The sequence below is a fragment of the Pedobacter sp. V48 genome (assembly GCF_000523515.1).
Taxonomy (GTDB): Bacteria; Bacteroidota; Bacteroidia; order Sphingobacteriales; family Sphingobacteriaceae; genus Pedobacter.
Genome location: NZ_AWRU01000013.1, coordinates 153631 through 173998, shown reverse-complemented (window position 1 = coordinate 173998; position 20368 = coordinate 153631). Strand labels below are relative to the sequence as shown.

Below are 20368 nucleotides of genomic sequence, written 5' to 3'. Positions count from 1 at the left end.
AATTCTTTAGCTATGGCCTCGATAAGTTTAGGATTGATATCAGTTTCATCCATTACATTCCATTGTCCATTTTTTTTGACCATAACTAAAGAATCGTTTTCCGGAAAAATGATACGGAGTCCTTGTTCCCCGTTATAATCTTCAGGTATTGTCCTGAGTCTAACGGCTGTGTGATCTGTGGGATTGACTATTGTGAATTTYATATGCTTCCTTTTAAATTAACTGTTTTAATGATCATCAGGATTTAACTAATTCCATAGATAACAACAAATTAAAAAAAAAGAAGTTTGCATATATTTTTAACACTTGTCAAAAAAACTTCATTAAAATAAGGTTTCCCTTTGTTTCATGGTTTAAGAAGCTTTGAGATTTTCAATAATGAGTTTTTTGGTAGTCTGAATTCTTATTTGAATAGAGGAGTAACAGTCTGCACTTTTTTCGGTTGCGAGTTTGTTTTCTGATTGCATTTTCCCAGAAGCGAATAAATTACGATAAATATGATGATGGTGGACAAACAGCCTCCACCTAACTTTTTAGCTCCCCAGCCAGCTATAATTGCTCTGAAAAATTTATTCATGATTATATTTTAACAGTTAAACAGTTTAAAAATTCAAATGGTTTTGATTTAATTGCCTAAACTGTTTTTTTGCCCGGTTCACTTGAAGAACCCAAGGATATAGATTGCTATCTGCCATAAACAGAGGCTGGTGGAATCTGCTCTGCGTCAGAGAACGCCCTAAGGTAAGCAGTCTTATATTCAGTCATTCCCACAACTTTATTCAGGGCGCTCAAACTTTGATACAGTCCAATTAATGACCAGCCATTTCCTGGGTTTAGCTCCAGATCCATTTTGTAAACCTGCGCCGCATCGGCCGGCTTTCCTAGCTTTAAAAGGTAAGCTCCTAAAAATTGTCTTGCAGGAATGGGCCAATCCATTGGCTCAGCGTAAATCATTTCGTCTTCAATTTTTACGGCCTCTTCGAGGCTGTTAATACCCGCCTTATTCTTTTTCTGATCTAATAGAATAACGGCATTTAAAATGTCCTCCGCAATCTTTGCGCCTTGCAATGCTGTATTAAAAGGGATACGCTTTTTTTTTAAAATAGGATCTGTTATTTTACTGCGCAACTGAACAAGCTGTCCTCTTGCCAAATCCGGTTTACCTGTATATACATATGCCAGCCCTTTGGCAAAATTGTCCAGTATTGCCGCATATGTCCAATGGGCATCCGGCTGAACAGTATCCTTTAATATCTCATCCCATTTACCAAGTCTTACCAAAGCAAACTTCGGCATCATGAACAAATATTGGGTATACGTGTCCTCGTAAGTTGGCATGACACTTTTTCTGCACCATATGGCATCCTGCAGTCCTTTTATATACATTCCACCTGTTAGCCCGCAAAAGGCCTGAACAGCAAAATAATGCGAGGAATGTTTGTTAAGCGAAAGATGCCTGACCAGCGAATCATAACGCACAAGGCTCGCATCGGCACTGTCATTTGCCACTACACCTAACGCGTATAAACCATTTCTTTGATACACGTGGCTAGACATGTGAACCATGTGGGCCACTCCCGGAAAAAGCTCTTTAAGCAACTGTGCATTGTCCAGAGCACGGTCAGGTTTACGCGAAGCTTCCGTTAAATGTATATAATAGTGTAAAGCAGCTGGATGCTTGGGGTTTTCCTGTAATACACTTTCACATATATCTACTAATTCAGGCGTCCATTCTTTTGCTGATCCGTCGTTATTCCAGAAGTCCCAGGCATGGCTCAGCATAACCGCATCGATAAATAGCGTCTTAATGTCTGCATCCTGAGGATATATGGAAATGAGCGCTTTCATGCCTTGCGCATATCCCGTGTTCAGCTTCGTTTTTACAGTATCGGCATCTGATGATGGATACCTGAGGTTCATTACTTTCAATAGATCGCGCTCTTTTGCAGATGCCTTATCTGCAGATTGGTTCATCAGTTTTAAAACTTCTGATATGTTTTTAGGGATGGTGTAATTGTGGGCAGAATTATAGTAAGGCCCCATTGCCAGTGCTTGTCCCCAATAGGCCATGGCACTGTTGGGATCAAACCTGGCTGCTTCTTTAAAGGAAGCGAGCGCCTCCTTCATATGGTAACTATAATACATGGTTAACCCCTGATCAAAATAAACCTGTGCACTGTCGCTAACTGTTGATATTTGGTATGAATAATGTCCCCAGCCAGGCAGGTGTATCATAAATTTGCCATTATCGGCAATATCAATATTTTCTGAGGACGACAAAGAACCACATGTTGCTACAGGTGCCTTACTATAATCCAATAGATACGAAGGCTTTTGGGTATACTTATAACCACCCGAAAAGCAGAGGCAGCATATAAAAAGCAGCAGTATTGTTTTCATAAGGATTATCTTACAGTTAATTAAATATACCACTTTTAGCGGTCTTTTTATATATATATGTTTTATAGCTTTAAGCGTTTATAATCATGGATGAAGAATTAATGCCAATGAGCAAAGATCAATTTAAACGATAACTATATGAAAATATTAAACGCGGCAGATGCATTTAACAAATCGGCAAAAATATATCAGGATAAGTTTATGGATGTCAGTTCATATGGTGACCTGCTCAGTGTTTTTTGTGATAATATAACGGCTGATAATGCGAACATTTTAGACGTTGCTTGCGGCCCTGGAAATATTACCAAATACTTGCTAAACAGGAGACCTGACTATAAAGTCCTGGGAATTGACTTGTCCTAAAAAATGCTCGAACTCGCCCATGCTAATAACCCGACAGCTAAATTCCAGCTCATGGATTGCCGGGAGATTGATAAGATCGAAGAAAAATTTGATGGAATCATTTGTGGTTTCTGCCTACCTTATTTGACGCGTGAGGAAGCTATTGAGCTAATTGCGAATGTTCCAGGATTATTAAAGCCAGGTGGTTTGTTTTATTTAAGCACCATGGAGGAGGATGATAATAATAAATCGAGATATCAGATATCAAGTACAGGTGATCAGGTGTGGGTAAATTATCATCAGGAAGATTATTTAACTCAAGCCTTCCGGGAGAATAACTTTGAGGTGATCAATTTAAAACATTTTACTTCTCCTGATAAGGATGGCTTAATGATTACTGATTTAATATTGATCGGAAAATTGTAGGTATAAATGCTTCTTATTAGCGCGATTTTAGACTACCTAAAATTACTTTACCAAGTTTTATAAGTGCTACTACGATCAATCCGGCGACAACGCCAATTCCGAACTCCTTAATAATCAGGGCTATATTTGGCAATAAGTGGTGTAGAAATTCAATGTTATGAACAAAAATACCACCTGAAACTAAGATCAATGCAATTGTTCCTACTACGCCCAGAATTCTGATGATAACCGGCAGTGATTTAACAAGTAAATGACCAATCCCTGCCACAAGGCCCTTGTCGCTGGAATGTTTGATCAATTTGTGCCCGGCATCATCCATTCTAACTATGATAGCAACGATGCCATAAACACCGACGGTAGCCAGCAATGCAACAACTGAAACCGTTAAAATCTGGATAGCGAGGCTTTCTTCCAAAACACTTCCCAGCGCAATAATTACGATTTCTACTGAGAGGATGAAATCAGTCATCACAGCAGATTTGACCTTTGCTTTTTCTGCTTCGACACCATCTTGTTTTACCTCTTTAATTACTTCATGACCTGCCTTCTTACGATGAAAAAAGTATTCTATTATTTTTTCAACGCCCTCATAAGCGAGAAAAAAACCACCCAGAACTAAAATGATCTTTATCGCGACAGGAAAAAATGCATTGAGCAATAATGCAATCGGAACAATAATTATTTTGTTAACAAATGAACCTTTGGTAATTGCCCAAAGCACGGGTATCTCTCTTGAGGCTAGAAATCCCGTTGCCTTTTCCGCATTCACAGCTAAGTCATCCCCAAGGATACCTGCAGTTTTTCTCGTTGCAATTTTAGCTGCCACCGAGACGTCATCCATTAAAGCAGCAATATCATCTAAAATCGCAAAAAAACCTGAAGCCATATTGATCTTGTTAATTAGATCGCAAAATATCTTTAAAAACGGGATTTTGGAAGTAAAAAGATGATAATATTTTTCGCATAGTCCAGTACATAGCAAAGTTCCGATTACATTCTAAATTTTAGCTTTAAGCCTTTGTTCTTTTCTTCGGGCTTTCAAGGTGTCTTTAATCTGAACATCTATTTTCTCAATAGCAGTAGTAAAAGCTACCGAATGAAGAATTGTACAATATTTGTTTAGGAAAGCCATTGCTTCATCGGGATAAATATTTCCAATCTCCCGAAGCGCCCATCCCAGTCCCTTCTGAACAAAGTAATCTTTATCCGCAATTAACGGTTCAACCATATTCAGCAATTTTGCTGCAGGGAGGAGGGTTTTACGCTTCTTGCTGTATAGCAGCATTCCAACCACTGATTGCCTACGCTCCCAAGGATTTTCTGATTTGTTCCATCGCTCATACTGACTGTATATCTCCTCCGGTATCTTTTCCATTAGGTGTGCATAGATATCGGATAGTCCGTCAGAATGTGCCCAGTTGTCGATCTTTTTTACCCATAACCGTACGATCTCCCAGACTCCATTCACGCCGAGTTTTAGCAAGTTTCTTTCAATAAAGTAGATGCATTGGCTTAGCACCTCGTAAACGTCTGCATTTTTCCATATCGCATCCCAAATAGAAAGCTGATCCTGAAGGGGTAATGTACTAAAAGTGTAACCGGTTTTCAGTATTGATCGTTGCATAGGTACTGAAAGGCCAATGACATCATACTGGGTTCCAATATAACTTTTGAGATCTGTATGTCCAGATACTTTATCATAAGGCTTTTTTTCGGTTAGCCTGTTTATGATTTCAGATAAGTATTTTGATGTGCTCGGTGTCATTTTATATTTACAAGATAAGAGTTTCAATGCCAGTTGACCATCGATTTCAGGTATTTTTTTTTATAGAGAATCAGTGTTAATAGGCCCGTTCGATCATGAAATAAGCCAATTCCTGTTCATCTCTCTTGAGATTATTCAAACGCCTAAGACCTGCTTTTTCGAGAACCTTTTGTGAACCTATATTGTCCAGATCTGTTACCGCAACTACCTGATTGGTATCCGTATTTCTAAAGCAATATTCAATTAAAGCGCTACTCGCTTCGCTGGCTATACCTTTCCCCCAGTATTTTTTAGCCAAAACATATCCAATCTCAACCTGATCTGCCACATATTCAAAATGTCTTGTAAGATACATGCCTATAAAATCTCGGGAATGGGTATCGAATATTCCCCATCGGCCTAGCGGGCCTTTGCTGTAATCGGCTATCGTGCTGTCAAACAATTCCAGATATTGTGCGGTTGAGCGTTGAGGAATGTACCGGGTAACTTCTTCATCTTCAAAAAGCAGAGCAAACAGCTGCTTGTCTTCAGGTATAAATTCACGAATAAGGATATTTTGGCTTTGGTAAAGAATAGTCATACAAAAACTTTGTACAAAGGTATAGAACATAGGTGGAAAGAGACATATTTTAGAATAATTCTCGTTTAAAATAGATATTTTTGAACGTTATTTGTTTATCCTTTAAAATCCAGATCGGTATGAAACCAACTCAATACTTAACCTTTGCATTATGCCTGCTGTCTCTAGCTGCATGTAATATTTTTAAAAAATCATCTGCACCACAAACAGGTAAAGACACTATGGAAACCAGTCAAATTACAGATCGTAAATGGAAGTTAGTTGAACTTGCAGGCAAACCGGTTGCAGATAAAATAAATGGCAAAGAACCATTTATCTTGCTTCAAAAAAGTGATGGCCGTTATTCTGCGTCCGGAGGCTGTAACGGAATGGGTGGTGAGTTTAAATTACAAGACAATGGAAGGATAAAATTTTCACAGGGCATGTCCACCATGATGGCTTGCGAAAATATGGAGATTGAAAATGGTCTGGGTAAAGCCTTAATCGCCGCTGATAATTATAGCCTTAACGGCGATGATTTATCTTTAMAYAAARCCAKANATRRYACCACTGGCTCGCTTTAAGGCCGTTAAGTAGTTTGAGGACCTAAATCATATTGCAGGCAATTGATTAATATAGTTTCTCATTGTAAAATCTACAGTAAATCCCATGTTCAGGTAGATATTTTTACCTAATTCCGAAGCCTGCAAGTAGGCATATGTTAACTGATTATCTATGGCTTTATTTAGGATGTATGCCATCGTTTCTTCAGCAAATCCTCTTTTCCGCATTTGTGGAATAATTCCCAGTCCGTGTATACCAATTGCATTTTCGGCCTGAATGGTAAGGACTGTGCCTATCGGAGTTTTATCCAAATAAATGGTATAGTAGGTTATTTGATTAAATGTTTTGATTAGTATTTCTGGATTAATATGATATTTAAAAGATTGGGGATATACATCCGTCCAGATTTTTGCCTGTTCGGGCTGATTTACCTGCTCAAACGTTAACCGCTGCTCTTCTTTAAACTTTTGACCAAGCCCCATGGACATTCCAATTTGTGCTGATTTTTGCTCAAATCCATATTGTTCAACTAATTTGTATCTGGTACTTTCTGTATCATCCCAATACGAAAACGATAAGGTAATGGGAGAGGTGGTGATAATTTCCAGAACTTCCTTTAAGGCTGGTTCATCTAATGTTTGCTTCAGCCAGACACGATTTGGCCAGTCCGAATTTGGAATGCGGACATAAGTAAGTTGTTCATCGGTAAAAAATCCATTGAATGGGCTACTGGCTTTTTCCCAGAGCGTAATTAAGTTTTTGATATTGAGTAAGGCATGTTCATTCATAGTAGTTATTTTGAATTGATGAGTAGTATACCGGCCATCATGGCCATAATTCCTATTATCTTTTTTATGGTTATTGGTTCTAACGGCAAATTTAGCCAACCAAAGTGTGTAGCGATAGCCGAAAAAATAAGTTGGCCGCATAATCCTAATGAGATCATTTTAGAAAGCCCTAATTTAGGAATGCTATAAAAATAAAGGCTAATTCCGACTACACTGAAAAGGCCCCCGGTAAACCATAAATACCAGGGAACTTTTTTAAGAAGGCTAGTGTTCGGGACCTCGCTTGAAATCAATAAAACAAAAACTGAGGCAAAAAGAAGACTACTGAAGGATGTGGCTATAGTAGCTAGCAGCGGTTTTTTAAGTAAAACACCAAGATGTGCATTAAACCCTGCCTGAATAGCTAAAAAAACACCGCCCAAAAATGCGGCTATGGAGACCAATTGTTGATTCATATAGCAAAGTTAGATTGATGTTTTTCAATTTCACTTTACATATGTTGATTGGTCTATTTATTTTTTATTTCCTTTCGGATTCTGCTTAGCTGCGTTGGCGTAATTCCTAAATGGGAAGCGATGTGCTGTAATGGGATCCTTTTGTCGATACCCGGATGTTTTGCCAGCATTTTTAAGTACCGGACACTGGCGGTTTCCATTACGATAGATATCTCTCTCTGTTCTTTATCTATAACCCAATTTCTTTCGAGATAAGCAATATAGAAATTTTTCAAATCGTCTTGTTGCTCAATAAGTTCTTTGTATTTTTCATGATTGATCGCAATAACAGTGCTGTCTTCAATTGCCTGTAATGTAAACTGGGAGGGAATTTTTAACAATGCGGAAACGGTCGAACCGGCAAATTGCCGCTCCAAAAAAATATTTTTATTATAGGTATTTCCCTGCACATCACTAAAATACGCGATGACAGCTCCTTTGCAGACAAAGTATAATGACTTGGATATCTGTCCTTCTTTTAATAAGAATTCATTTTTATCGATGGTCTGTATACGGATCAGAGACACAAGTAGAGAAAAGGATTCTTCGGAAATTGTATGGTAATTCCCAATGGTAGTTTTAAATGTTGATAGGTAATGTTCTTCGTTAATCACTTTTATGTTTTAAAATTTAGCCATATTGCGTATTTATTTCAACAGTATTGGGGGCAAACTGCTTATTTGCTGAATCTTTATTCCTTTATAATACACTTCTGCACCTTCCGATTGTATTTGAATTTTTCCTTTTCTTAAGGGTAATTCTTTTCCATTGTCGATTTGCTTGTTGTGGTAAAGAACCATCATTACCTTGCCATTCATTACATGGACACTGGTATCTCCATAACAGTATAAATCAACTGYMKWYCWTWSMYCTNGNATNKSYMTWWCWGYATMANNMKCWWYTKTAYWSMATYYACCNWKMTGGNCTKTCTKCNTCNKKMRMKTWWTWASMKWWTCTWCCNWKMYGGYWRWYWTMKYKGWWMSYWWYWWKSWTTKCNKKSMTRWCGGNNMRKMWMSWYSWKCMMYTCYYYRATWRYMGSSAYANTYRSCSKCAYCANYCWGMAAYTNNCYWRTRAWCGCNYMCAGKWWCCSTMATCARYMYSAWATTNTWSYGAMCGMATNNRRKATNMGYAATCMGNNCYRTMTTTANYCGANSKWMTKWTWTWGYMMYCMKYTSWMWTTMYYCSAKTTMWWTTKTWGTYSYMRKTKSWAATTNNYYCATNTTMWWTTKTRGTWGNAGRTKGNMAYYYYMAYMTTCNKYYTKRRWWGMGAWTNNAMCCMWWYCTTCGYCTNNNWKKYKWAKAACYRTWWMTWCSTNTTSTKKKRKMAYTNKTWAANACCNNKKKSTRSRSYYRTKATKKRWWYSMMKGRGTNCAYCNRTRATNSRKKWGCCNNAGKYAKSWKWMYCANSSAKYCAGGTNNWKSYSWYYMAMMMRTWYWKGYYWKKMYSRKKMMWWWKKRTTKGYMARKMYSRGGSCTNNTWTKSYTRRYAAMWSCMWSGGCNARKAKTNYTAANMAAYWKCATNRKCAGGNNAKTTWAAKMWATTYMATATNCAGNKTTWTWTRAWTCKANWCMWKRTRMASANWWTYMWRATYYGRANYTGKTNNWYAWAWMMWRATMTRGNTTRTYKWATNMWAATKATNAWARTTATNGNMTMCWWAYTATWAAAANTNTNATNGSTNYWYACTATANRWRMKWCYGANCGGWKWMAYTRKARRWGYTRMYGASKKWKAWWTTGRWRAWGNWWSMTGRRYYWTANYKTKATNMTSAWWSYWRRAMCAKRYGKTWKSTYAWTGKAANRWAMAGKWSKTWKKTYAMYRGAANCNKTAAAGWANTYMTKWCWSSARAARNCNWARWSMWTCCYGRYTRGAMWWACAANNMSYWMCMRRTTARANNKACANMMSCRACAWANWTAMAGANMAGCCSSKANCRYRSMWRCAGRANNWMGCCNKTATMSMGCCASYAKGANMTSGCCKTATRSMGMYMCTAYRRRYGGMSGWWTKKMKRKSCTACAGGCGGAGGATTTTATGGGCAACTTGGTATGGCGGGAATGATTGAATCCAGAGTACCGTTAGAGGCATCCATCGCCGCGCGTAATAAAAAAGGACCCGGAGATCCTCACTTGCGTAGCATCAGTGAAGTTAAAAGATATCACATTCATGCCACTGATGGAGAGATAGGCGATGTAACCGATATTATTGTCGATGAGCATTGGATAATCCGTTTTCTCATTGTGGATACCGGTAGCTGGTTTCCAGGAAAAAAAGTTTTGCTTTCACCCGAATGGATAAAAGAGGTTAGTTGGGCAGACTCGTCGGTTGAGGTGGATGTTTCGGTAGAGGCGGTAAAGAATAGCCCGAAATATAACCCTAATCAACCTTTGGCTGAAAATTATGAAACGGACCTTTTCCTACATTACGATAAATAGTTTAGGGTGATTCAAACCCAATTTTTTTTTGAAAGAGAAGTTCAAATAAAGTCTATTGATTTAGTAGTATTTATTTATATTTGTTCCGTATTAAACTTAGTTGAACAATTAATATGAAAAAAATATTACTACTTATTGCCGGCATGTTACCCCTTATAGCCGTTGCTCAGCAGTCATTTACTTTTAATGGAGAGGTTAAAGGACTCCGAACGGGAGAAAAACTTTTTCTTACTTACAGTGTAGACGGGAAGAGCAAAGCAGACTCAACGATAGTTACTGACGGTAAATTTAGCTTTAACGGAAGCATTAAAGATCCATCAAGAAGTACGCTTTACAGAAAAGATGCTATTAAGGGAAATAGGGTAGATGTACTATCATTTTATATCGAACCTGGAAACATAAAACTTATCGGTACAGACTCATTGCAGCACTCCCTGATCAATGGATCAAAAGTTAATGCAGATAACTATTTGCTTAAAGCAGCGTCAAAAAAGGTGCAGGATAAACTTACTTCGCTTGGGGAAGAATATGCCGGATTCACTGTCGAACAGAAAAAAGATGAAACCTTCCTTGAAGGATTCTATAAGCGCTATGACAATACTTCCGCTGAGTTATTTCCTATATACCTGGACTTTGCAAAAAGACATCCCAATTCATTTGTTAGCCTAACAGTCCTTTCACAACTGGCTTCTGATGAAATATTACAGAGTGATGCGGAAAAAGCATATCAAAACCTCTCTTCTGGAATTCGTCAAACTTATAATGGCCAGCAAGTTGGAGTTCTATTTGCTGCTGCTAAAAGGACTAAAATCGGCTTACAGGCTCCTGACTTTACTCAGAATAATATTTATGATAAACCCGTGAAACTCTCGGACTTTAAAGGGAAATATGTTTTGTTAGATTTCTGGGCCTCATGGTGTGGACCTTGCCGCCGCGAAAACCCTAATGTAGTTGCAGCTTATGAAAAATTCAAAGACAAAGGGTTTACTGTCTTGGGTGTTTCATTAGATCAACCGGGTAAAAAGGAGGCCTGGCTAAAAGCAATTGAAGATGATAAATTGACATGGACACATGTTTCAGATCTTAAGTATTGGGATAATGATGTTGCTAAATTATATGGTGTAAGATCTATTCCTGGTAATTTTTTAATAGATCCCTCAGGAAAGATAGTTGCCAAAGGATTACGAGGTGCTGATTTACAGAATAAATTACTTGAATTACTGAATCCAAAAACAAAATGATACTGAATGCCTTAGTTAAACTCTTCTTAATCAAAAGGCGGGAGCGCATTTGCGAGGTTGCTACACGGCATGAAAACAGATGGTACCAGGAGTTTCATATCAATATGCTCGATGCATACTGTTAGCAACATAATTAATTACGATAATTTTTATCTCCACATCTGATTAAGCAAAAAGAAGTAGGGTTTTCGAATCAACCTACACAATTACTTACATTAATAATATTTAATTATTTATATATCACTTATTTATAATATAATTGTTAAAGAAATAAGTTAATTATATTTTTAGCTATTTTTTAGGGAAACCCATAAAATATTAAGTATATCATTAAAGTTAATAACACCTGCTATTAAATGAATGGATTAAAGCAAATCTCCCAGTAATTGTGTTCTGGGTCGGTAATAATCCCAGCATAACCACCCCAAAATACTTTTGCTGGTTTTTTAATAACATGAACTTGTTTGCTTTCCAGCTCCATGAACAACTCATCCGTTTCCTTTAAAGATCCGGTATATATGGTAAGGTAAGTTTTAGGTAGGATTTTCGATGTAATTGGTTCACTACCTAAATAACGAGCATGGGCTTCTGCTTTGTAAATGCTTAGCAACAAACCATGCTTGAGTCTAAACATAACAATATCCGTGCTTTCCGACTGGATTTCCCAGCCAAAAGTATCTATGTAAAATGTTTTAAGTTTAAGCAAGTCCTGAGCTGCAATAGTAACTGCATTGATCTGTGTTCTCATCATTAAGGTATATTCTTTGGTTAACCAAACTTATGGATATGTGACAAAAGAAACCAGTTATTTTGATGATTTTGTGTAAAATTTTTACTTTAACGAAGTGTAATTACTAGAGGCATATATAAAGAGTTTTAGAATAACTGTTTTTTAAACAATTTTTTTTAATCAAATTACCATCAAATGCAAACCAAAATATTTATTCTTTTTACTTTTTTGTGTACGCTGAGCTTCAATCTTGCAGAGGCACAAACTTCTGGAATTAAAAAATCCGCCGGTTGGCCGATTATAGAAAATCAAATGAAACCATGGACAAGATGGTGGTGGATGGGGAATGCAGTAAACCATAAAGATCTTGAATTAGCTTTGCAACAGTATAGTCGGTCTGGATTTGGAGGTGTAGAAATTACGCCGATCTACGGAGCAGTGGGATTTGAGAACAAGTATATCAATTTTCTTTCTCCTGAATGGATATCCGCAATTCATTTCACCGTTACTAAGGCTAATTCAATGAGAATGGGAGTAGATATGAATACCGGAACTGGCTGGCCTTTCGGAGGACCCCAGGTAAAGCCTGAAAATGCAGCTACAAAACTCATTACCCGTAAGTTCATCTTAAATGCAGGAGAAAGGCTAAATGAACCAATTCTGGTTAAAGAAGATGGACAGGAACTTGCGAAACTAGAAGTCTTGACGGCCTATGGCGGCAGCCGAGAGGTACTGAATCTCCTTACTCTTGTACAGGCCAACAAAGCACTAAACTGGTCTCCAACATCCGGAAGTTGGGAAATTTACGCCGCTTTTGCAGGAAAAACAAATCAAAAAGTTAAGCGCGCAGCACCAGGAGGCGAGGGGTTCACCTTAGATCATCTCGATAAAAATTCGGTTAATGTTTACCTCAAAAGATTCACAGATGCTTTTGGAAAAAGGCACCAGGGTGTAAGGGCTTTTTTTAACGATAGCTATGAAGTATATGGCGCTACCTGGACACCAACATTCTTAGCTCATTTCCAAAAAACCCGGGGATATAAGCTGGAAAATTACATTCGCGAACTTTTAGACAGTGGAAATAATGACAACACAAGAGATACCGTCGCACGCTTGAAGTCAGATTACCGCGAAACAATGGATGAACTTTTACTTGAGAACTTCACTCAAAACTGGACAAACTGGGCCCATAGCCTCAAATCCTTAACAAAAAACCAATCTCATGGTTCCCCTGGAAATTTGCTTGATCTTTATGGTGCGGTCGATATTCCAGAAACAGAAATCTTTGGCTCCAGCTATTTCCCCATCGTCGGCCTTCGCAGAGATTCGGGCGATATTAGAAACGTTGACCCAGATCCAATAATGAGCAAATTTGCTTCTTCTGCAGCGCATACAGGTGGCAAAGCATTAACTTCATCAGAAACGTTCACATGGCTTACCGAGCATTTCAAAACTTCTTTTTCGCAGTGCAAGCCCGAGGTCGAGCAATTATTTCTTTCGGGTGTCAACCATATATTTTATCATGGAACAACATACTCACCATCGGATATTCCATGGCCTGGATGGTTATTCTATGCCTCGGTGGAAATGAATCCAAATAATAGCCTGTGGCCACACGCCAAAGGTTTAAACGACTATATAGCCAGATGTCAGTCAATATTACAAAGTGGAAAGCCAGACAATGAGTTGCTTATTTATTGGCCCATTTATGATATTTGGAATAATTCAAATGGTATGGATATGGCCTTAAAAGTTCATGATGTAGATAAGTGGTTACATCCAACCTCATTTTACAAGTTGTCAAAACAGCTTTCAAAAATCGGTTATTCATTTGACTTTGCCTCAGACAGGCTATTATGGAAAACAAGGGTGAACAATAAGCTACTCAATACGTCAGAAAATGGAACAGCCTATAAAACACTAATCGTTCCTGAATGTGAAATGATAAATCCTGAGACGTTAGACAAAATTATCGGGTTAGCGTACAATGGAGCTACAGTGATTTTTCAGCAGTTACCCAAGGATGTTCCCGGTTTATCTGATTTGGAAGCGCGAAGAAGACGGCTGAATTCAAGCCTTTCAAAACTAACATTCAAGAGTTCAGCCGCCGGCTTTAAACAATATGTTACCGGAAAAGGCATCATTTTCCTTGGAAAGGATATTGAAGGAATTTTAAACTTCAATAAAATCAAAAGAGAACCGCTTGTCGATTCAGGATTGGAGTTTATCAGAAGGCAAATTGCATCCGGAAAATATTATTATTTAGTAAATCACAGTTCCAAATTAATTGATACGACCCTTTCACTCAATGAAAAAGGGCATATCACTATCCTTGATCCCCAGACGGGGATTATCGGGACTGCAGCCAAAAAAGAAAACAAAGTGCGGATTCAGATAAATTCAGGCCAAACTCTTTTTTTAAGAGTTGAGAAGCGTCCTAAACCAATAGCTACTTCTTGGGTATATTTGGACAAGGCAGAAAAAGCAATACCCCTTAATAAGCAATGGATTCTCCATTTTACCAAGGGAGGTCCTGAATTGCCTCCAGATCAAACATTAAACACTTTACGCTCCTGGACTGATTCAGGCGATCCAAAGTCAATTGCTTTTGCAGGGACAGGGGTATATTCTTCAGTCTTTAACATAGAATCAAAGTCTGCACAAGAATATGTATTGGATTTAGGCACGGTAAACGAAAGTGCCCGGGTATGGATAAACGGACAGGAAGTTGGCATCATATGGAGCATTCCCTTTCAGGTCCGTATAGGAAAATTTCTGATCCCTGGTGAAAATACGATTAAAATAGAAGTCGTGAATTTGATGGCTAACCGTATCAGAGATATGGATATTAAGAAAATCAAATGGAAGAATTATCATGAGATTAATTTTGTGAATATTAATTACAAGGATTTTGACGCTTCAACCTGGACAGTTATGCCTTCTGGACTTACTGGTCCGGTTTCGATAACACCTTATTATTAATCCTGATACAAAAGACCAAATATCCGGCCCTTTATCTTAATGATAAAGGGCGTAGCTCATTAAATTAGTACATCCTCAATCAGTATATTCTCTGTGTATATTACTTCTATATATGACCTATTAAAAGGTTGTTCCGAGGAAACAAACATCTGATTATTTGCGTTTTACAGCAGTTTAAAGATATTTAAACAATACGGAGCCATGTGTGTTTTCTATAAGGAATAAAAAACTGATACTTATGGAAAGAATTAACATTGAGCCACAGGAAAAACCAGGGATTCAAAAATCCGGAAAAACTTTCAAACAACATGATTATTACTTTCATCCTGATGAGGATTTTAAAGAAGACAGGGACTGGGGTAAACAAAAAACTGTTGTATCCAAAGCAATTTCAAAACGAACCAGTCAATTAGAGATATAGTACCCTATATCATGAGCTTGAAGGAATATAATAAAAAACGTGATTTTAATAAAACAACTGAGCCTACATCTGGCAAAGCGAAAGCTTCAGGAAAACTTCAGTTTGTAATTCAAAAACACGATGCTACCCGCCTGCATTACGACTTCCGCCTGGAAATGGATGGTGTGCTAAAAAGCTGGGTTGTTCCTAAGGGCCCCTCAACCGATCCAAAGACCAAACGTCTTGCCGTGATGGTAGAAGAGCATCCTTTTGATTACAAGAATTTTGAAGGCATTATTCCTAAGGGTGAATATGGTGGGGGTACAGTAATTGTTTGGGATAAAGCAACTTACTAACCTATAGAAAAGATCAGGGGCAAAAAGGCGCAGGAAAAACCTCTTCTGGAGCAGTTACATTCAGGTTCACTCAAAATAATGCTTCATGGCAGCAAATTAAAAGGAGAATATGCCTTGGTGAAGACCAACTGTATGGGAGGAAATGGCTGGCTACTGATCAAACATAAGGATGCGTACGCTTCGGTAACTGATGTTACTAAAAAAGATAATACGCCCAAGCAATTTAGTTCCCTATTATTAGGAGTATATGAAAACGGTCAATTCCTGCCGTTGACTACCAATAAAAGTCCATTTTTGGAAATCCTTGATGTCAATAAGCCTTCTCGTTTCAGACCTAATCCACCCAAAACCAAAGTAACTGGCTTAAACCCGAACTGGTTTGTGAAATCACCTTTACAGAGGTGACAGATGATGGTGTATTCCGCCATCCCTCTTTCCAGGGCATGCGCATCGATAAAAAGCTAAGGAGGTGATCAGGGACCGAGGTCGAGACTAAAGCTATAGTAGAGAAAGATATGAAAGATAGCACTATCAAGCCTCCAAAGGCTACAGGGCGTAAAACGCTGCTTAATCCCAAAGATCAAACTCAGGTACGAAAAGTAAAAGGTCATGAATTGAAGTTTACGCATTTAAGCAAGCTTTACTGGCCTGAAGATGGGGTATCCAAAAGAGAAATGTTTAATTACTATTATCAGGTGGCTGACTATATTCTTCCTTACTTGAAAGACAGACCGATGTCTTTAAATCGTTTTCCAGGTGGAATTCATAGCAAAAGTTTTTACCAGAAAGATGTTAGAGAGATCGCGCCTGAATGGGCTGATACATTTCCTTACACCACAGGTGATGGTGAACATAAGGAATACCTGTTGGGCAACGATGAAGCGGCCTTACTTTGGATGACATCGTTGGGGTGCATAGAAATGAATCCCTGGTTTTCCAGAAGTCAGTCTCCAGACAATCCAGACTATTGCGTGATTGATCTGGATCCTGATAAGAATACATTCGATCAGGTGATCCAAGTAGCGCAAATGGTGAAGGAANNNWTGKATCAGMYYRWWMWRSCRYGNYMTGNAAWGRSCTSMKRCWYTWCCNKTANWSCACANKTKATRKYSMWCWTNMAGSAAWRYMTRWYKRKSAWCRRTSWMRMRKSYTTRCNYWRGATNNNTATWGTCARYYWSSWCCACCAGCAGGTTCCTGAGTTTACGACATTAGAAAGAATGGTCGCTAATCGTAAAGGAAAATGTATCTTGATTTTTTGCAGAACAGACCAGGGGCCACCATTGCCTGTCCGTATTCGCTTAGACCCAAACCCGGGGCAACTGTTTCCATGCCTCTGGCGTGGGAAGAAGTTAGAGCTGGAATGACCATGGGTGATTTTACGATCTTCAATGCAGTGGATAGGGTAAAAGAAACTGGGGATCTCTTTAAAGGTGCCTTGGGAAAAGGCATTGATTTGACAGCTGCGATTAATAAAGCCAAAAAGGTATTTGGTTAACCTATAAACCCATCACCACACTTAAAGCCAGGATTGAGGTTTATAAAATTTTTGATTTTTTATTTAAATTTTTGAATACTAATATTATTAGTTTAATTTTGGGCGCCTGCTAAAATCTAAGGCATTTGTTTTTATGGATTTCAATGCTTTAGTATTTCCTGAGAGAATTACATCCCGGCCTGTCATTATCCATCAGGAAAAACAGCAATTGCGATCTTACGGCGAAACGCCTTGGCATAGGAGCTGGAAAATGGCTTTTCCTCCTTCATTCAGGGAAGTCTGCTTTTGGGATGAGGTTACTGAGCAACAGCATCGGGCTGATGTATACACACCTTGCGGAACAACCCTTGAGTTCCAAAATTCACCTATTTGTATTGAAGAACTGGAAAGCAGGGAAACTTTTTATCCGAAATTGATATGGATATTGAATGGAAAAAAATTTAAAGGCTTCCGTATTTTGAAGCATTTACCAGATGTAGATCACCCCAAACTTTCCGACTTTGAGTTTTGCCATAACGATCATCTTTCTATGATCCGAACGTCTGACTTGCTAGGAAGAAGCGGGCATCCCAAAATATTAAATTTCTACCATCCTGAGCTCAAGAATATACCGCTAACCAGCCACTATTATTCCTTTTGCTGGAAACATCCACATCGCGTGTGGTACCAGGCAAAATGCCCCATTATTGTCGATCTGGGAGGGCACTTTCTTTACCAGCTAAAACAACGACAGCAACTATCTGGAAATTATCCTTACCTGCATATGATTCCGCGAAAGGAATTCATTGCCAGGTACTGCGCTGAAGACATGAAATATAAGTAAGAAGGTTTTTAAATACTTTGTTTATGCTGTGGTTGATAATAAATAATGACCCTCAGCATTGCACTAAGGGTCATTTAAAACCTTCTTCTTGTTTTATTCTGCTGCTGCCTGTTGGTTAATGAACCCTTCAGCAACTTGGGTTAAAGCTACATCTGTTGCTTTCTCGTTATCTAATGTAAACTGCAGCAATTCTGCAACCTTGGTATGCCCCATGTTACCGGCAAAGACCACCAACGTACCATAAGTAGCAATTTCATAGTGTTCCACTTTTTGAGCAGCTAAGATTAACCCTGCGTCACGAATTTGAGTACCAGCATCAGTATCTGCGATGATGCTGTCTGCTTCTTTTAACAAACCCTCCATGGCATCGCATTTTTTTGCCTGAACTTTTTCATCCAGCAACTGAAATACCCGTTCCAATGTACCTATGTGGGTATTGGTTTCTTCGGTATGCTTTTGAAAAGCGTTGGCAAGTTCAGGATTAGTCGCTGCCTTTACCATTTTAGGGAGGGCTTTTACCAAATGTTTTTCTGCCCAATAGATGTCTTTGAGTTCATCAACAAAAAACTTATGGAATTCCGAATCTTCCATTTTACCGGTTTTTGATGGCGTACTGATTGAGACGCTCGAAGATTTTGCGGCGATTTTTGCGCCTGATTTTGCTGTAGTTGCCATAGTCTTTTTTTAGATGATGTTTAATTTCTTCTTCAGATGGGTATAACCATTGGCAAGACATTTTGTTTATTTTTTATTACAAATAAATAAACAAAATAAGATTTATTAGAAAGCCCAACAAAAAAGCATCTTGATTTGAAGATGCTTTTTGCTCTTTCGGGCTTCAGATTTTCTTTACTTTGACCGCGTTAATTCCTTTCTTTCCGTTTTCAACCTCGAAACTAACCCGGTCTTTTTCTCTTACCGGGCTTATCAGACCAGTGACATGGACAAAGATTTCCGGATCTCCGTTGTCCGGTACGATAAAGCCAAATCCTTTTGACTCGTTGAAAAATTTTACTGTTCCTTCTGACATGTTGTTTTTTTGATTAGGTTGATAATTTATTTATAATCTGATTGTTTTGTGATTTTCAGTAAACATGCTGGCTGTCAAATTGTTTAACAAAAAGCAAATAAAAATAAACTAAATTATTAAACAATCCTTTTTTAACAGGTGCTTGCTTTAATGCTATTAAGGCTCAGTCTTCAATAGCATTAAAATGAGATAGTGTCTGAATGATTGCTTTTTGCGTCATTTTTAGTTTGCTGCGATAGCTGAAAATTCATATCTTATGGGAAGTTTCATCTTGCCAAAAGCGCTTTAGAAGTTGTGACTGCCTGATCTATTCAATCGGGCAGACCTCTGCTGAAGTTTTTTTATAAGCTGGCAGGGTGTTTGAACAATAAGGATTACTATGCATAACTTTAAGGCAGCGGACGGTAGTACCAATGAGCATCAGCTTGGGTCAACTGAATTGGATACAAATACTCAAGAGCAGAAATCACTGCTGGCTGCGTTGCAGCTTGTCGAAGAAAGAAGCGCGATGCTTGCTGCCATTGTTGACTCCTCTGACGATGCAATTATTAGTAAAAATCTTAAAGGAATTATAACCAGCTGGAACCTTTCTGCCCAACGCATATTTGGTTATTGCGCTGAAGAAATGATTGGCGAATCGATTATGAAATTGATTCCGAAAGATAGGATAGAAGAAGAACCGAAAATCTTAAGTATGCTCAAAAGTGGTCAGCGTGTAGATCATTTCGAAACCAAAAGAGTTACTAAACAGGGGCGGCTGATAGATGTTTCCCTAACTATATCACCCGTTAAAAATGTTGCTGGAAAAATAATTGGTTTATCTAAGATCGCCCGTGATATTACCGATAAAAAGCTGGAAGAACAGCGCAAGAATGACTTTATTGCCATTGCCAGCCATGAGCTTAAAACGCCATTAACTTCAGTGAGGTCTTATATACAGCTGGCTCTGGCCCAGGCAAGGAATTCGGCAGATGCATTTACCGAAAATATACTTTCCAGGGCGGAAGTACAAACAACAAGGATGGTCACAATGATCCATGATTTTTTAGATCTTTCCAGACTCGAGGACGGTAAAATGTCGCTCAACCTTTCGAGATTTACGCTAGTTCAGTTGATGGATGATTTAATGGCCGAAGCTAAGATTCTCGCCCCCGATCATACCATAACATACCAGGGATGTACTAACCTGGAGATCTATGCAGATCGGGAGAAAATCAGTCAGGTTTTAAGCAACTTACTAAGTAATGCGGTTAAATACTCTCTGGCGGGAACCTTTGTGCGCATTGAATGTGCACGTAAAAAAGATAGCGTTTCAATCAATTTTACTGATCAGGGAGTAGGTATTGACCCAATTGACCAGCGTCGATTGTTTGAACGCTTCTATCGGGTAAAAAATGAGCAGTTAAAGAATGTTTCGGGTTTTGGAATTGGACTTCATCTGGTATCAGAAATACTGAAACTGCATGGCAGTGATATCAAAGTAAAAAGTGAACCGGGCAAAGGATCCACTTTCTATTTTACGTTACCTGTTTATATTGATTAAGA

Annotated in this window: 22 protein-coding genes and 3 pseudogenes; 14 read left to right on the top strand and 11 right to left on the bottom strand. The window is 38.4% G+C overall.

Going from position 1 to position 20368, the window contains the following annotated elements; all coding sequences use genetic code 11:
- Positions 1 to 684: 684 nt before the first annotated feature.
- Positions 685 to 2400 (bottom strand): hypothetical protein, encoded by a 1716-nt coding sequence (locus tag N824_RS13030; protein ID WP_048905576.1) that lies wholly within the window; start codon positions 2398 to 2400, stop codon positions 685 to 687.
- A gap of 138 nt (positions 2401 to 2538) precedes the next feature.
- Between N824_RS13030 and N824_RS13025 the strand changes: the two genes are divergently transcribed.
- On the top strand, positions 2539 to 2763 hold the full coding sequence (locus N824_RS13025) for a class I SAM-dependent methyltransferase (RefSeq protein ID WP_048905575.1): 225 nt from the start codon (positions 2539 to 2541) through the stop codon (positions 2761 to 2763).
- Between the two features lie 3 nt (positions 2764 to 2766).
- Positions 2767 to 3168, top strand: a complete 402-nt coding sequence (locus N824_RS13020) for a methyltransferase domain-containing protein (protein ID WP_048905574.1) — start codon at positions 2767 to 2769, stop codon at positions 3166 to 3168.
- 16 nt (positions 3169 to 3184) lie between these two features.
- On the opposite strand, the gene N824_RS13015 is transcribed toward N824_RS13020, so the two are convergent.
- The 3 genes from N824_RS13015 to N824_RS13005 form a co-directional block, all read right to left on the bottom strand.
- Complete coding sequence (locus N824_RS13015) at positions 3185 to 4054, bottom strand: DUF808 domain-containing protein (protein WP_048905573.1); 870 nt, start codon at positions 4052 to 4054, stop codon at positions 3185 to 3187.
- 111 nt (positions 4055 to 4165) lie between these two features.
- Positions 4166 to 4933 (bottom strand): DNA alkylation repair protein, encoded by a 768-nt coding sequence (locus N824_RS13010; protein ID WP_048905572.1) that lies wholly within the window; start codon positions 4931 to 4933, stop codon positions 4166 to 4168.
- A gap of 76 nt (positions 4934 to 5009) precedes the next feature.
- Complete coding sequence (locus N824_RS13005; protein ID WP_048905571.1) at positions 5010 to 5513, bottom strand: GNAT family N-acetyltransferase; 504 nt, start codon at positions 5511 to 5513, stop codon at positions 5010 to 5012.
- A gap of 119 nt (positions 5514 to 5632) precedes the next feature.
- Here N824_RS13005 and N824_RS13000 point away from each other — a divergent pair.
- Positions 5633 to 6076, top strand: a pseudogene (locus tag N824_RS13000) (META domain-containing protein).
- A 27-nt stretch (positions 6077 to 6103) separates the two neighbouring features.
- Here the strand turns inward: N824_RS13000 and N824_RS12995 are convergent.
- The 4 genes and pseudogenes from N824_RS12995 to N824_RS38450 form a co-directional block, all read right to left on the bottom strand.
- Complete coding sequence (locus N824_RS12995; RefSeq protein ID WP_048905570.1) at positions 6104 to 6844, bottom strand: GNAT family N-acetyltransferase; 741 nt, start codon at positions 6842 to 6844, stop codon at positions 6104 to 6106.
- Positions 6845 to 6849: 5 nt separating this feature from the next.
- Positions 6850 to 7299, bottom strand: a complete 450-nt coding sequence (locus N824_RS12990) for a DMT family transporter (RefSeq protein ID WP_048905569.1) — start codon at positions 7297 to 7299, stop codon at positions 6850 to 6852.
- A 53-nt stretch (positions 7300 to 7352) separates the two neighbouring features.
- Positions 7353 to 7952, bottom strand: coding sequence for a Crp/Fnr family transcriptional regulator (locus tag N824_RS12985; RefSeq protein WP_152542247.1), 600 nt, complete (start codon positions 7950 to 7952; stop codon positions 7353 to 7355).
- 33 nt (positions 7953 to 7985) lie between these two features.
- Positions 7986 to 8216: pseudogene (locus N824_RS38450) on the bottom strand (family 16 glycoside hydrolase).
- 1172 nt (positions 8217 to 9388) lie between these two features.
- Here N824_RS38450 and N824_RS12980 point away from each other — a divergent pair.
- A complete protein-coding gene (locus N824_RS12980; protein WP_152542242.1) occupies positions 9389 to 9766 on the top strand; it encodes a PRC-barrel domain-containing protein in 378 nt (125 codons plus the stop codon).
- Positions 9767 to 9879: 113 nt separating this feature from the next.
- Complete coding sequence (locus N824_RS12975) at positions 9880 to 11007, top strand: TlpA disulfide reductase family protein (RefSeq protein ID WP_048905568.1); 1128 nt, start codon at positions 9880 to 9882, stop codon at positions 11005 to 11007.
- Positions 11008 to 11359: 352 nt separating this feature from the next.
- On the opposite strand, the gene N824_RS28005 is transcribed toward N824_RS12975, so the two are convergent.
- The gene (locus N824_RS28005) at positions 11360 to 11758 is read right to left on the bottom strand and encodes a VOC family protein (protein ID WP_152542239.1); all 399 of its coding nucleotides are present in this window, start codon (positions 11756 to 11758) and stop codon (positions 11360 to 11362) included.
- Positions 11759 to 11932: 174 nt separating this feature from the next.
- Between N824_RS28005 and N824_RS12965 the strand changes: the two genes are divergently transcribed.
- From N824_RS12965 to N824_RS12945, 8 genes and pseudogenes are all read left to right on the top strand, one after another.
- Entirely contained in the window at positions 11933 to 14719 is a 2787-nt protein-coding gene (locus N824_RS12965) for a glycosyl hydrolase (protein WP_048905567.1), read from the top strand.
- Between the two features lie 238 nt (positions 14720 to 14957).
- Positions 14958 to 15140 carry a hypothetical protein gene (locus N824_RS12960; RefSeq protein ID WP_048905566.1) on the top strand — a complete coding sequence of 61 codons (183 nt, stop codon included), beginning with the start codon at positions 14958 to 14960 and terminating at the stop codon, positions 15138 to 15140.
- Between the two features lie 11 nt (positions 15141 to 15151).
- A complete protein-coding gene (locus N824_RS37330) occupies positions 15152 to 15475 on the top strand; it encodes a DNA polymerase ligase N-terminal domain-containing protein (protein WP_306413896.1) in 324 nt (107 codons plus the stop codon).
- Between the two features lie 78 nt (positions 15476 to 15553).
- Positions 15554 to 15880, top strand: a complete 327-nt coding sequence (locus N824_RS37325; RefSeq protein ID WP_306413895.1) for a hypothetical protein — start codon at positions 15554 to 15556, stop codon at positions 15878 to 15880.
- Complete coding sequence (locus N824_RS37320; protein ID WP_306413898.1) at positions 15850 to 15948, top strand: hypothetical protein; 99 nt, start codon at positions 15850 to 15852, stop codon at positions 15946 to 15948. Before N824_RS37325 ends, N824_RS37320 begins: the two co-directional genes overlap by 31 nt.
- Positions 15949 to 15990: 42 nt before the next feature.
- Positions 15991 to 16458 (top strand): annotated as a pseudogene (locus tag N824_RS38445) (DNA ligase); the annotation flags it as partial.
- 257 nt (positions 16459 to 16715) lie between these two features.
- On the top strand, positions 16716 to 16970 hold the full coding sequence (locus N824_RS37315; RefSeq protein WP_306413894.1) for a hypothetical protein: 255 nt from the start codon (positions 16716 to 16718) through the stop codon (positions 16968 to 16970).
- A 133-nt stretch (positions 16971 to 17103) separates the two neighbouring features.
- Entirely contained in the window at positions 17104 to 17793 is a 690-nt protein-coding gene (locus N824_RS12945; protein WP_048905565.1) for a hypothetical protein, read from the top strand.
- Positions 17794 to 17886: 93 nt separating this feature from the next.
- On the opposite strand, the gene N824_RS12940 is transcribed toward N824_RS12945, so the two are convergent.
- Together N824_RS12940 and N824_RS12935 are read right to left on the bottom strand one after the other, a co-directional pair.
- Positions 17887 to 18468, bottom strand: coding sequence for a ferritin-like domain-containing protein (locus tag N824_RS12940; protein WP_048905564.1), 582 nt, complete (start codon positions 18466 to 18468; stop codon positions 17887 to 17889).
- A 163-nt stretch (positions 18469 to 18631) separates the two neighbouring features.
- On the bottom strand, positions 18632 to 18823 hold the full coding sequence (locus N824_RS12935) for a cold-shock protein (protein WP_048905563.1): 192 nt from the start codon (positions 18821 to 18823) through the stop codon (positions 18632 to 18634).
- Positions 18824 to 19202: 379 nt separating this feature from the next.
- Here N824_RS12935 and N824_RS12930 point away from each other — a divergent pair, with 379 nt between their 5' ends.
- Positions 19203 to 20366, top strand: coding sequence for a cell wall metabolism sensor histidine kinase WalK (locus N824_RS12930; protein ID WP_048905562.1), 1164 nt, complete (start codon positions 19203 to 19205; stop codon positions 20364 to 20366).
- Positions 20367 to 20368 lie beyond the last annotated feature (2 nt).

Coding starts and splice junctions, on each gene's coding strand:
- N824_RS13030 (WP_048905576.1), bottom strand. CDS start 2,400: ATGAAAACAATACTGCTGCTTTTTATATGCTGCCTCTGCTTTTCGGGT.
- N824_RS13025 (WP_048905575.1), top strand. CDS start 2,539: ATGAAAATATTAAACGCGGCAGATGCATTTAACAAATCGGCAAAAATA.
- N824_RS13020 (WP_048905574.1), top strand. CDS start 2,767: ATGCTCGAACTCGCCCATGCTAATAACCCGACAGCTAAATTCCAGCTC.
- N824_RS13015 (WP_048905573.1), bottom strand. CDS start 4,054: ATGGCTTCAGGTTTTTTTGCGATTTTAGATGATATTGCTGCTTTAATG.
- N824_RS13010 (WP_048905572.1), bottom strand. CDS start 4,933: ATGACACCGAGCACATCAAAATACTTATCTGAAATCATAAACAGGCTA.
- N824_RS13005 (WP_048905571.1), bottom strand. CDS start 5,513: ATGACTATTCTTTACCAAAGCCAAAATATCCTTATTCGTGAATTTATA.
- N824_RS12995 (WP_048905570.1), bottom strand. CDS start 6,844: ATGAATGAACATGCCTTACTCAATATCAAAAACTTAATTACGCTCTGG.
- N824_RS12990 (WP_048905569.1), bottom strand. CDS start 7,299: ATGAATCAACAATTGGTCTCCATAGCCGCATTTTTGGGCGGTGTTTTT.
- N824_RS12980 (WP_152542242.1), top strand. CDS start 9,389: ATGATTGAATCCAGAGTACCGTTAGAGGCATCCATCGCCGCGCGTAAT.
- N824_RS12975 (WP_048905568.1), top strand. CDS start 9,880: ATGAAAAAAATATTACTACTTATTGCCGGCATGTTACCCCTTATAGCC.
- N824_RS28005 (WP_152542239.1), bottom strand. CDS start 11,758: ATGATGAGAACACAGATCAATGCAGTTACTATTGCAGCTCAGGACTTG.
- N824_RS12965 (WP_048905567.1), top strand. CDS start 11,933: ATGCAAACCAAAATATTTATTCTTTTTACTTTTTTGTGTACGCTGAGC.
- N824_RS12960 (WP_048905566.1), top strand. CDS start 14,958: ATGGAAAGAATTAACATTGAGCCACAGGAAAAACCAGGGATTCAAAAA.
- N824_RS37330 (WP_306413896.1), top strand. CDS start 15,152: ATGAGCTTGAAGGAATATAATAAAAAACGTGATTTTAATAAAACAACT.
- N824_RS37325 (WP_306413895.1), top strand. CDS start 15,554: ATGCTTCATGGCAGCAAATTAAAAGGAGAATATGCCTTGGTGAAGACC.
- N824_RS37315 (WP_306413894.1), top strand. CDS start 16,716: ATGTATCTTGATTTTTTGCAGAACAGACCAGGGGCCACCATTGCCTGT.
- N824_RS12945 (WP_048905565.1), top strand. CDS start 17,104: ATGGATTTCAATGCTTTAGTATTTCCTGAGAGAATTACATCCCGGCCT.
- N824_RS12940 (WP_048905564.1), bottom strand. CDS start 18,468: ATGGCAACTACAGCAAAATCAGGCGCAAAAATCGCCGCAAAATCTTCG.
- N824_RS12935 (WP_048905563.1), bottom strand. CDS start 18,823: ATGTCAGAAGGAACAGTAAAATTTTTCAACGAGTCAAAAGGATTTGGC.
- N824_RS12930 (WP_048905562.1), top strand. CDS start 19,203: ATGCATAACTTTAAGGCAGCGGACGGTAGTACCAATGAGCATCAGCTT.